This is a genomic window from Sedimentibacter sp. (genome assembly GCF_033447055.1).
Lineage (GTDB): Bacteria > Bacillota > Clostridia > Tissierellales > Sedimentibacteraceae > Sedimentibacter.
Map to the genome: position 1 here is coordinate 1 of NZ_JAWQJF010000109.1, position 12,662 is coordinate 12,662.

Annotated in this window: 12 protein-coding genes and 1 riboswitch; all 12 genes read left to right on the forward strand. The window is 28.3% G+C overall.

Annotation, left to right across the window (positions count from 1 at the left end):
- A partial coding sequence (locus SA378_RS07280) for a DNA gyrase C-terminal beta-propeller domain-containing protein (RefSeq protein WP_318525323.1) occupies nucleotides 1–722 on the forward strand: 722 nt, incomplete at its 5' end.
- 21 nt (nucleotides 723–743) lie between these two features.
- Nucleotides 744–1,076 carry an STAS domain-containing protein gene (locus SA378_RS07285; protein WP_318525324.1) on the forward strand — a complete coding sequence of 111 codons (333 nt, stop codon included), beginning with the start codon at nucleotides 744–746 and terminating at the stop codon, nucleotides 1,074–1,076.
- On the forward strand, nucleotides 1,063–1,437 hold the full coding sequence (locus SA378_RS07290; protein ID WP_318525325.1) for an ATP-binding protein: 375 nt from the start codon (nucleotides 1,063–1,065) through the stop codon (nucleotides 1,435–1,437). The genes SA378_RS07285 and SA378_RS07290 overlap by 14 nt, the downstream gene beginning before the upstream one ends.
- 11 nt (nucleotides 1,438–1,448) lie before the next feature.
- On the forward strand, nucleotides 1,449–2,210 hold the full coding sequence (locus SA378_RS07295; RefSeq protein WP_318525326.1) for a SigB/SigF/SigG family RNA polymerase sigma factor: 762 nt from the start codon (nucleotides 1,449–1,451) through the stop codon (nucleotides 2,208–2,210).
- Between the two features lie 69 nt (nucleotides 2,211–2,279).
- Nucleotides 2,280–5,138, forward strand: coding sequence for a UPF0182 family protein (locus tag SA378_RS07300; protein WP_318525327.1), 2,859 nt, complete (start codon nucleotides 2,280–2,282; stop codon nucleotides 5,136–5,138).
- A gap of 321 nt (nucleotides 5,139–5,459) precedes the next feature.
- A riboswitch (cyclic di-GMP riboswitch) is annotated at nucleotides 5,460–5,544 on the forward strand.
- A 45-nt stretch (nucleotides 5,545–5,589) separates the two neighbouring features.
- A complete protein-coding gene (locus SA378_RS07305; RefSeq protein ID WP_318525328.1) occupies nucleotides 5,590–7,284 on the forward strand; it encodes a sensor histidine kinase in 1,695 nt (564 codons plus the stop codon).
- Nucleotides 7,281–7,907 carry a response regulator transcription factor gene (locus SA378_RS07310; RefSeq protein ID WP_318525329.1) on the forward strand — a complete coding sequence of 209 codons (627 nt, stop codon included), beginning with the start codon at nucleotides 7,281–7,283 and terminating at the stop codon, nucleotides 7,905–7,907. The genes SA378_RS07305 and SA378_RS07310 overlap by 4 nt, the downstream gene beginning before the upstream one ends.
- Nucleotides 7,900–8,607 carry a hypothetical protein gene (locus tag SA378_RS07315; RefSeq protein WP_318525330.1) on the forward strand — a complete coding sequence of 236 codons (708 nt, stop codon included), beginning with the start codon at nucleotides 7,900–7,902 and terminating at the stop codon, nucleotides 8,605–8,607. Before SA378_RS07310 ends, SA378_RS07315 begins: the two co-directional genes overlap by 8 nt.
- Before the next feature lie 26 nt (nucleotides 8,608–8,633).
- A complete protein-coding gene (locus tag SA378_RS07320; RefSeq protein WP_318525331.1) occupies nucleotides 8,634–9,452 on the forward strand; it encodes a hypothetical protein in 819 nt (272 codons plus the stop codon).
- Between the two features lie 54 nt (nucleotides 9,453–9,506).
- Nucleotides 9,507–10,724 carry a signal peptidase I gene (locus tag SA378_RS07325; protein WP_318525332.1) on the forward strand — a complete coding sequence of 406 codons (1,218 nt, stop codon included), beginning with the start codon at nucleotides 9,507–9,509 and terminating at the stop codon, nucleotides 10,722–10,724.
- 142 nt (nucleotides 10,725–10,866) lie between these two features.
- Nucleotides 10,867–11,547, forward strand: coding sequence for a hypothetical protein (locus SA378_RS07330; protein WP_318525333.1), 681 nt, complete (start codon nucleotides 10,867–10,869; stop codon nucleotides 11,545–11,547).
- A 119-nt stretch (nucleotides 11,548–11,666) separates the two neighbouring features.
- Entirely contained in the window at nucleotides 11,667–12,659 is a 993-nt protein-coding gene (locus tag SA378_RS07335; RefSeq protein WP_318525334.1) for a DUF5305 family protein, read from the forward strand.
- The last annotated feature ends 3 nt before the right edge of the window (nucleotides 12,660–12,662 follow it).

Below are 12,662 nucleotides of genomic sequence, written 5' to 3' on the forward strand. Positions count from 1 at the left end.
GAACTGCTGAAATTAATTTAATAAATATTGAGGCAGGTGAACAAATAAGAGCTATAATTCCTATAAGAGATTTTGAAAATGAAAATGAATTTTTAATTCTCGCAACTAAAAAGGGAATTATAAAGAAAACGAAATTGAGCGAATTTAATACATCAAGAAAAACAGGTCTTGTTGCAATTAAAATAGCTGATGACGATGAGCTTATTAGTGTCAATAAAACAGATGGAACAAAGGATATATTCATTGTTACGAAAGATGGCAAAGGAATAAGATTCAGTGAAAATGATGTAAGAGATACAGGAAGAAACACAATGGGAGTTAAGGCTATCACTACATCAGACGACGATGAACTTGTTTCAATGAGCATTATTAAAGAAAGCGATGAAAATAAATATATTTTGACTGTTACAGAAAATGGTTATGCTAAAATAACTTTGTCCCAGGAATACAGATGCCAGAATAGAGGCGGTAAAGGTATGAAAGCACACAACATTAATGAAAAAACAGGGTTGATTGTTGGTTCATTGATTGTTGAAAAAGAAGATGACCTTATGATTTTAAGCACAAATGGATCTATTATAAGAATGCATTCATCTGGTATTTCAATTATGGGAAGAGATACTCAGGGAGTTATTGCAATGAGAATGAATGGTGACGATAAGGTTGCCTCTATTGCGAAAATTTTTTCAGAAGATGACGTCGATATTGAAGCAGAGGATTAAGAATAAATCGGAGGAAATAGTATGTCTTTGAAAATAGAATACAGTATAACTTCAGAAAATGAATTAGAAATAAAACCTGTAGGTGAGGTAGATATTTATACCTCTCCTGAATTGAAAAATAAAATATTTGAATTAATTGATAATAATAAATTAAATATTACGATTAATGGAGAAAAATTGGAGTACATTGACAGTACAGGACTTGGCGTTTTGATGAGTATTTATAAGAAAATGCAGGAAAATAGTTTAAATATTAAAATATCAAATTTAAAATCAAATATCTATAAGCTTTTTGACATAACAGGCTTAATTAAAGTATTCGATATTCAGGAGTTAAAAAATGGACAAGATTAATTTAATTATTCCTAAAAAATCAGAATACATGAGTACTATAAGACTTACTACTTCAGCATTGTCAAATTTAGGTTGTTTTAATGTTGACGATATAGAAGATTTGAAAGTTATTGTTTCGGAAGTATGTACATTTTTTATTAACAATGTTGAACACAACAATGAACCATTAAATATTGATTATCATCTATGTAATAAAAGCTTACAAGTTGAAGTTTCCGATTTAAATGAAGGTGAAATTACAGAAGAGAACAAAATAAACAGTGAAATGTGCATTATGATTATTGAGAGCTTGGCAGACAATTACAATTTTGATTTAAAAAATAAAAAAATAATATTTGAAAAGAATATGAGTAAGGAATAGGCATTGATAATATGAATGGAGCTAATCAAAATCCCAAAAACATAAAAAATCAAGATTTGTTTTTTCTGTATAATGAAACAAGGGATATTGAAGTAAGAAATCAAATTTTTGATAAATATAAATATATGGCAGAAATTATATCCAGGAAATACAGCAACAGGGGTATTGAACACGATGATATATATCAGATAGCATGTATGGGCTTAATCTATGCCATTGAAAGATTTGATATTTCAAAGGGATTTGAATTTACAAGTTTTGCAACGCCAACTATACTTGGAGAAATTAAAAAATATTTCAGGGATAAAGGTTGGGCTATTAAAGTGCCTAGAAAAATTCAGGAAGTTTCAAAAAAAGTAAATGATTATAACAATCTTATTGCAAGTCAATTTAACAGAGCTCCAACAATTAAAGAAATTGCAGAATATATACATATTACAGAAGAAGAAGTATTAGAAGCATTCGAAGCAGGAAAAATGTTCAATTCGCAGTCACTGGATGAAAAGTTTGACACGAACAATGATGAAAGTGATATATCACTAATGGATGTAGTGGGCTCAGATGATACATATTTCATTAAAATTGAAAATGAAGAGTTTATTAAAAAATCTATGGATAAATTAAATGAATTAGAAAGAAAAATAATTATTAAAAGATTTTATTCTAATAAAACACAAAGTGATATCGCAAAAGAACTAAATATTTCTCAAATGACAGTTTCCAGAATAGAAAAAAAATCTTTGGAAAAATTAAGAGTTGAATTTAACAAATAATATAATTATTGGATAATATATTGTATTTTTAAAAATAACCACATATTTAATTATTTCTAAGGAGGAAATATGAAGAATAAAAACAGATTTTTTACCATTGGAATTATAATTATTTTATTTTTAATAATTAATTCTTTTGGTGGTGCAATAAAATTTTTTACCGATTATTTGTGGTTTAATGAAGTTGGATATACAGAAACATTTTTAACTAAATTAAAATTTCAGTTTATGATAGGAATTCCTATTTTTGTTTTATTGAGCATTTTGTTGAATGTATTTATAAAAAAACTTAAAAAGAAATATGATGCAGAAACAGAAATTGTGAATATTGATACCAATAAAAAAACAGGGCTGTGGATAAGTATTTTATCTGTTGGAATCAGCTTTATTATTACTGTAAATATAGTATCTACTATGTGGTTTGAAATACTACAGTTTATAAACAGTAAAAGTTTTGGTTTTGTAGACCCGATTTTTAACAATGATATGGAATTTTATGTGTTTAAGCTGCCTTTAATAAATACTGTTGTTGATTTTTTAATCAATATATTATTTATGCTCATAGTTATAACAGTATTATTTTATGGTTATCTTGCAATTAAAGATAGTATAAAGAAAATGTCTGATCACTTTGAAAATATGACACAATTTCCTCGCCAAATAGATTTTAGTTCAGTGCTTAATAAAAAGTTTATAACTAAAATAATAAATCAATTGGCTTTTGTAGGTGTTTTTGTATTTATTTTATTAGGTATACGCTTTGCATTGAGAAGTTATGATTTACTTTATTCACATCTTGGAAAAGTTTTTGGGGCAGGGTATACAGATATAAATATTACATTGAATGTGTACAGAGTTTTATCAGTCGGTTGCTTTATTGCAGCAATAACGTTTTTTGTTGGAGCAAAACGAAAAAATATGATGTTTTCACTTGCGGTACCTGCAGGACTCATTGTTTTGTCAATCGTAGGAACAGCATTAGCGGGTGGTGTTGAAAATTTTATTGTTGAACCTGACCAACTATCGAAAGAAACAAAGTATATGGAATACAGCATACAAAGCACGCAAAAGGCTTATGGGCTGGATGATGTAAAGCTTGTAAAATTTCCAGCTAATAATGATTTAACGATTGAAGACATAAAAATTAATCAGGAAGTTATAGATAATATAAGAATAAATGATCAAGAACCTTTAATACAGGTATACAATCAGCTACAGGGAATAAGACCTTACTATGTTTTTAATGATGTGGATGTTGACAGATATGTTATTGACGGAGATTATAAACAGGTATTTTTATCTGCGAGAGAACTTGACCAAAGCAGACTCAATGAGCAGGCTAAAACTTGGATAAATCAATATTTAAAATATACTCATGGTTATGGAATAACTCTTTCACAGGTTAATAAAGTAACCGGTCAAGGACAACCGGAAATGGTTGTGAAGAATATACCTCCAACTACAATTACAGATTTTAAAATTAATAAACCTGAAATATATTTTGGTGAAATGGCAAATGAATATGTTATTGTGAATACGGATGAAAAAGAATTTGATTATCCATCGGGTTCTGACAATATGGAAACAGTGTATGAAGGAACTGCAGGCATTAATCTTTCATTTATGAACAGATTGCTGTTCAGCATAAGAGAAGCAAGCTACAGGCTTATGATTTCTAATAATATAGATAGTAACAGTAAGATAGTTTTAAATAGAAACATTATGGAAAGGGTATCTGAAATAGCTCCATTTTTATATTATGATCCTGATGCATATGTTGTAGTTAATCAAGAAGATGGAAAACTGTATTGGATTGTTGAAGGTTTTACAGTAAGTGACAGATTTCCATATTCTCAACCGACAGATAAGTTTATTGAAGGGTGGAGTGTAAATTACATAAAAAATTCCGTAAAAGTTGTAGTAGATGCATATGATGGATCAACAGATTTTTACATAGCAGATGAAAGTGATCCTGTTATTAAAACATATGATAAAATATTTACTGATTTATTTAAACCAATGAGTGAGATGCCGGAAGGTATTAAAAATCATGTAAGATATGCACAGTCATATTTTGATGTGCAAGCAGATATGTACAGACTTTACCATATAGAAAATCCTACAGTATTTTTCGGAAGAGAAGATTATTGGGATATAGCAAATGAAAAATATATGAATAATGGAGAACAGTCTGTTGGATCAAGCTATTTGATGTTTAAGTTGCCCGAAGAAGAAAATGTTGAATTTTTATTGACTACACAATATACTCCTCAAAACAAAGACAACATGATAGCTCTTTTGGCTGCAAGGAATGACATAGACAATTACGGAGAATTGGTTCTATATGAGTTTCCAAAGACCAAGACAATTGCCGGTCCAAATATGATAGAAACTAAAATAGATCAGGATACAGTAATTTCATCACAGCTTACATTGTGGAGCCAGGTAGGTTCAACAGTCTTAAGAGGAAATACACTGGTTGTTCCTATAGAGGATTCATTACTGTACGTTGAACCGATTTATTTGAAGTCCGATACAGAAAGTAATTTCCCGGAAATGAAAATGGTAGTTGTTTCATTGGGTGAAAAAATATTGATGGCACCTACTCTTGAAGAAGCATTAAACAAAATTTTCGGAGTAATTTCCGGAGAAGAACCAGAAAAACAGGATGATGGACAATATGATAACACAAATATAAATGACTTGATTGAACGAGCCAATGGAATATTTAATGAAGCAAATGAAGCATCTCAAAGTGGAGACTGGGCAGCCTACGGAGAAAGTATACAAGAACTTGAAAACATATTAAATCAGTTAAATTTAATGATTAATGGTTCGCAAGATGCGAATAACACAGAAACAAACACAGAAAATGTTATAAATACTGAAACTATGGAAAATACAGAAACAACAGAAGTAAATCAATAGAATAGAAATAATATAAAAAGACAAGGAGAAAAATGCTCCTTGTCTTTTTCGACCTTGTCATTCTGAGGCGAAGCCGAAGAATCTCATCTTAAGAATGTTTTAAGAGATCCTTCACTGCGTTCAGGATGACATGAATAGGGTTTGACAAAAGTCTGAAAGTATAAATAATCTTTAAAATTATAATGAATATAATAAATTATGACAATAAAATATAAAAAAAGTCATATAAACACCCCATTTCTAAAAAATTAAAATAATGTTTTGAATGTAGGTTTCAACTTTTGACATGAAATAACAAATCATATTGTTATACTCTAGTATATATTATTTTGATACAATGAAGTATGTTCTTAACTTGGGCACCTCAGAACATATGGAGTAAGTGGTGCAACCGGCCAACTAATATAAATAGTTGGTTTTTGTTTTGTTTTTTAATAATGGGGTGACAATATTGATATCAAAATTAGTTAGAAAATTAGGAATTTTCTTTAAAGATAAATCGGATGAATCAAAGATATTAGTTACTTATAGATTTATATCCTTTTTTATTACATCTATGTTTTATATATTAAATAACCCAGAGCATGGGTTAATAAGAAAAATGATAATTATAGGTTGTCTTTCAGTATCTTCATTAATATTGTCATATTTATATCCTATATATGAGAAATCTCAAAAAAGCATAAAAGTATTACTTATCATTGAAATTATTGGAAATATATTGCTTTTGGTACCGTCAGGGGGAATAAAAAGTCCATTTATCTGGTATAGCTTAAATACCATATTAATAAGTTTTATATTTTTGAAGGATTTATATGGTTGGATTAATTTTTTCATATATTTTTTATGTTATGGAATAATTATGAAATATTTTACAGATAATAATATATATATTTTAAAATTTCTTAAGGACGAATCTAATTTGTTCTTAAGTTTTATTATGATAATTGTTGCAATTCAAGTTTTGGCAATTTTTATAAGAAAGGCAAAAGAAGAGAGCCTAAGGCTTAAAGAAGCAAATATTCAATTAGAAATAGCCAATAAGATGATACTTGAATCCATAGATCATATTAAGGAGTTGTACCAATCAGTAAATATTTTAACCAATCAAGGAAATAGAGAAGGGATAATAAAATTTGCATTTGAGCATATAAAAAGAATTACAAAGACAAATATAGTATTTTACTATGATATTAATTCTAATAAAATGTTATTTTCTGAGGAAAATTACTTATTAAAAACCACGGAAGAGCATATATTAAAAGAGTTAAATAAAATTTTACAATCTGATATTCCATTAAAAATTTGCATATTAAATTCTAAGTTTCTGATTATATCTGTCAGTTCCAGCTATGCTACATATGGGGTGTTGGGTATGGAAGCTAACAGCAATGAGGATAACATAATATACAGTAACAACGCTTATCAATTACAATTTTTATCTGAATTGATTTCAAATGCGTTTGAAAGGTTGACATTGGAAGAAATAAACGACAGCTTATTAATAACTGAAGAACAGAATAGAATAGCAAATGAGATACATGACACCGTGTTGCAAAGACTTTTTAGCATGTCTTGCGGAATGTTTTCACTAATTAAGAATTTAAATAATTATAAACCTATTGAGATTACAGATGAACTAAATCAATTTAGAGAGATTATTGATTCTACCATGAAGGAACTTAGAAATAAGATATACGGACTTAGTTGGAAGAAATCAGGACACAGCAGTTTTAATCTGGATATTAAAAGATATATTGATGACATAAAGAGATTAAACCATGTTAATATTCCATTTAGTATTCATGGAAGTATTGAAACTCTTTCAATTGAACAAAAGAAAACCTTGTATCGAATGATTTGCGAGGGCATAGGAAATGCTGTCCGACATGGTAAAGCAAAAAATATTGAAATAAAATTAAATATTACATCTGAATACACCAACCTTAGCATAATTGATGATGGTATAGGATTTGATTTAAAGAATGTAATGAAGGCTTCTACGAATGGCATAGGTATACAAAATTTGAATCAATTAACGGAAATATTACACGGGGAAATAAATATGGAGAGTGAATTGAACAGCGGAACTACAATTAACGTTACATTGCCAAACACGATACAGAAAGGAGCAGCTGCTTTATGAAGATACTAGTTGTAGATGATCACCCTTTAGTTAGAAAGGGCATTTTGTCTATTCTTGCGTGCGAAAATAATATTAAAACAGTTTTAGAAGCGGCAAATGTAAACGAAGCTGTAAACATAATAAATTTGCAAAAACCAAATCTTGCAATTGTAGATTTAAATTTAGGAAAGGAAGATGGACTAGATATAATTAAAAGAATAAAAAATAAAGCATTTGATACTAAATTTATTATTCTTACCTCATCATTAAAAAAAGAAGACTTTATAAGGTCAGAAGAAGCAGGTGCAGACGGCTATATACTAAAGGATGCATTTGCAGAAGATATAATTTATGCAATAAATATAGTTTTAAGGGGTAGAAAATATATTGATCCTGAAATCACTAAGTATCAGCTTGAAAGTTCTAATAACATTTTTGAAGATTTAACACCAAGAGAATATGACGTCTTGGTTGAATTAGGCAAGGGTATGAGTAATTTTGAAATAGCAAAGAAATTATTTATATCAGAATATACTGTAAAAAAACATGTAAGCAGTATTTTATTAAAACTAGACTTAAACCATAGAACACAAGCAGCTTTATTAGTAAACCAGTTTTCACCAGGAGGTGTGACTTATGCATAAAAAAAGTCATAAAAAAGTATTTGGAAAGAAGTTTATCATTTCTATTGTAATAATATCAACTTTTAGTTTAATGGGGGTAGGATATGCATTCTGGACTCAGGGTTTATTTTTGGAAACTAAAATAACAACTGCGAGTATATTTACTACATTTAAGGTAGATGAGAAAAAGTTGCCTTTAGAAAATTGTGAGAGTTTTAATATGAAAGTTATTGATGATAGCAATTTGAAAATAGAAGGGTATGTTTATCCATCCTTTAAAAATGATATTCCAATAGTAATTGAAAATCAAGGAACTATACCTTCAAAATTTAGCAAACTAATAATTGAAAATGATGGAGAGATTACAAAACATAAGGATATATCAACTACTAAAAATAAATTCACACCTATGAGTAAATATGTTGGTACAAATGATGTTATAGATATGAATAAAATAGTTGATCCTAACAATGAAGCAGAATCGTTTACTTTAAATATATCAGCATCTGATAGTGAAAATAATAATATAAATAAATTATGTAATTATTATATTAATTCTAATGTAGCTTCATTATATGATGAAGGAGAAATTGGAAGGCTTGAAAATAAGGTAAATCAATTAAATGATGATATAAGTAGGTTAAAAGAAGAAATTAGGGAATATGATAAAGTAAAAAAATACAATTTTTTTTATAAGTTATTATTTGAGCAAGGAATATAATTACCATTAATATTGTGGGGGTAAATATGAGGAAAAGAACTGTAATAATTATAAGTATAGCATTAGCTTTTATATTAATGTCTGGGGGATATGGAATATGGACAGAAAGTCTTAATGTAAAAGGTGATATAACAGTTGGGCCAGATCCAAAGGTACTAGAAGGAATGAAACTAGATTTAGAAAATTTGCAATTAGAATTGACAATTGCAAAAGAAGATTTAGAAAGGGCTATTGAACAGCAACGACTTGAAGAAGAAAGATTAGAACAAGAGAGGTTACTTGCTGAACAACAACAAGCATTATTAATAGAAGAGAGTTTAACAGAACAAGTTCCAAGTCAATTGAGTGAATCTATGGCAGCTAGTCAAATAGTTGAAGAAATATCTATTAGCAATGATGCTATTGACGAACCAATACAAGAAGAAATAATAACTAATGAGGAATCTAAAGAGGAATCTATCAAAGAAGCAGCTGAGAAAGAAGAACAGGTTGAAGTTGAAAAACCTATTCAAGAAGAGCCAAAAGTCGAAGCAATTAAAGATGAACCAATACAAGAAGAAGTAATAACTAATGAGGAATCTAAAGAAGAATCTATCAAAGAAGCAGCTGAGAAAGAAGAACAGGTTGAAGTTGAAAAACCTATTCAAGAAGAGCCAAAAGTCGAAGCAACTAAAGATGAACCAATACAAGAAGAAGTAATAACTAATGAGGAATCTAAAGAAGAATTTATCAAAGAAGCAGCTGAACAAGAAGAACCATCAGAAGATAAGAATGACACTACTATCAGCGATTCTTATATTGATAATACAGATACAGATAATACGAATAATATAGATCAGAAATAATAGTAGGATATTATTTAATATCCTACTATTTATCTTACCTAAAGGAGGATAAAAATGGAGACAACCCCCAAATATTCACCTACAAGAATATCATCTAAAAGAATAACTTTATTAATTATTCTTTTATTATCAATATATTTTCTAGAAAATTCTCGTATTACTAATTATGTTGGTAGTTATATATTTTCATATATAATTACTCCTTTACTTTGGGTAATTGTTGCAATTATAGTCTACAAAATGCCACATATGAAGACTATGGGAAAATTAAAACACAGATCTTTATTAAAATTTTGGACAATTTACTTTGGAATTATTTATGTGGTAATTACATTATTAGCCGGATTAATTGATGGATTAGGTGAAAGTCCATATTCTCATACATTGAAAGGTATATTAATGAACATTGCATTTGTTGGTTCTGCTTTAGTAGGAAGAGAATTTATAAGGAGCTATTTAGTTAATAGTTTTGCTAAAAAAGAGAGCTATTTTATATTTGTATTGATATCGTTGTTTATGACAATAACTAAATTTTCAATAAATAGGTATTTATCCATAGTAAGTTTAAAAGAATTAGTGCAATTTTTAGCTGAATTTATGATTCCGGAATTTTCTCATAATTTTTTTGCAACATATTTAGTATTTTTATGTGGACCTATTTTATCAATAATATATTTAGGAATCATAGAAGGATTTCAATGGCTTTCACCAATTCTACCTGATTTAACTTGGATAACAACAGCTTTAATAGGTATTATGTGCCCTATTTTTTTTCAAATGACCATGCAGTCTATATACTTAAAAACCACTAAACAAATTAAAAAGAGAGAACAAAATGATGAGAGTCCCGTTGGATGGCTTTTTACAAGTGTTATATCCATAGGAATCATATGGTTTGCAGTTGGGGTTTTTCCCGTATATCCTTCAGTTATTGCTACAGGAAGCATGGAGCCAATGATAAAACCAGGAGATATTATATTAGTAAGAAAGATAATGGACATGGATGGAATAAACGCTCTTCGGGAAGGTGATGTAATTCAATTTAGAAGAAATAGTATTCTTATATCTCATAGAATTATTGAAGTTGTTGATGACGATAAAGAAGGTATAAAATTTAGAACAAAAGGTGATAACAACTCAGCAGTAGATAGTAATTTAGTAGAAGCACAAGATGTAAAAGGTACCATTGAATATACCATCCCAAAAATCGGTTGGCCTACACTATTGATTAAAAGTGATAAAGAAATAGATTTAGATGATATAGTTTTTTAAATCTAATACTTTAGTAGTATAAAGATTATACTAAGGTTCATTAGAAAGTATACCTTCGAGTGGAGCATAAAATTTTCTCCTAATTTATAATATGAATTATGAAAGATACATAAAATTTTAAATTAAAAAAGGAGAAATAAAAATGAAAAAGAGTAGATTATTAGCTTTAACGCTAGTAGTAGCAGTAATGTTGGTTGGCGCTGGTTATGCATATTGGGGTGAAGCATTAACAATTAATACAACTGTAGATACTGGAGATCTAGAAGTATTATTCATAGAACCAGCTACTGTTACAGAAGGAAGTATATATCAACCAAATGCAGATTGTACACCAATAGAAAACGGAAAAGGAATGCAAGTTACATTTAAAGAAGCTTTCCCAGGTCTTACAAGTGACTTGGAATTTACTTTAACTAATGTAGGAACTTTAAAAGCATATGTTGATGATTTTTCAATTTCAAATGCAACTAAAGGTTTCAATACAAATTTAATTCTTTGCAATGGAATTGAAATTGATGGAAAACCAACTGGTTTTAATTATGGAACTTTAGCTGAAGCATTAGCATTTATTAACGAAGATTATGGAAGTGGAAAAGGAATTGCAGTTGATACAGAACTTGTAGATAAAAGTTCTGAGCAAAATTTTGATTACAATTATAATGAAGGAACTACAAAAGTAAAATTTGAATTGGAATTTAGCTCAGAAGCAAATAACAAAAACTTCCATCAAGATAATGTAATAGGTAATGAAGATGCAAATTATTCTTTTACAATCAACGCAAAGGTACAACAATTTAATGAACCAGAAAAAGTTATTGAATAATAGCATTGTTATAACAGGTTAAAGTATTATTGTTTAGTAAAAACCCTTATGTTATGTTTATACAACATAAGGGTTTTTGTAAATAGATTCTATAAACATAGCATTTAGGGGGTTTTATAATGAAGATAAAGATAAATAAGAAACTAAAAATTGCATTAATTGTAGTCTCAATTATATTAATTGGTATTAATTCCTTGTTATTATATAGAGAAGTGAATATTCCAAAATTTGAAGAACAAAATAATAAATTACTTAGTTATAATAATAAAGGAACAGCAAATTACCAAGTATTTCTTAAACCTAACAATTTATATAAAGAAAACCCCTTAGGACCTGAAAGAATTTATATCACTGAATTTGTGGACTATTTAAGTACAAATTTTAATTATGAATTCTTAGGAGATAAAGAAGCTGAAGTAAAAGGAAAATATAATATAATAGCTAGAGTTACTGGCTTCACTTATGAGGGTGAAAATTTTATATCAATATGGGAAAAAGATTATCCAATAGTTCAAGATAAAGATTTTAGTTTCAATGATGAAAATAAATCAATTAATGAAGAAGTTAATTTATATTTAACGGAATACAATAAATTTGTAGAAGAAACAATACAAGCAACAAAAATAAACTGCGATACTTCATTGACCTTAATTATGCAAATAAATTTAACAGGATTAACAGATAAAGGAATATTCGAAGAAAGTATTTCTCCTAGTTTAGTTGTTCCATTAAATACTTCATTATTTAAAATAACAACTAATAATATAGATAAACCTGGGGCAATAGAAGAGACTATACAGGTTCAACTTCCTTTAGACAAAATTAAAGTTACACTCATTGGAATAGTAATAGGCATTAGTGTTTTAGGATTAATATTTTTATTATTTTTTACTAAAGATGCACCTAAGAAAGATGCTCTGGAAAAAGCGCTAAATAATATATTTAAGAAACACGGAGCTAGATTAGTAGCATTAACAAGTAATGTAAACACATCTAATGCTAAAAATGTAGTTTCAATAAATGATTTAGTTAGACTAGCTGATGAAATAAATAAACCTATCTTTTATAAACATAGCGATAATTATAAAGAAATAAACAAGTTTTTATTATAAATG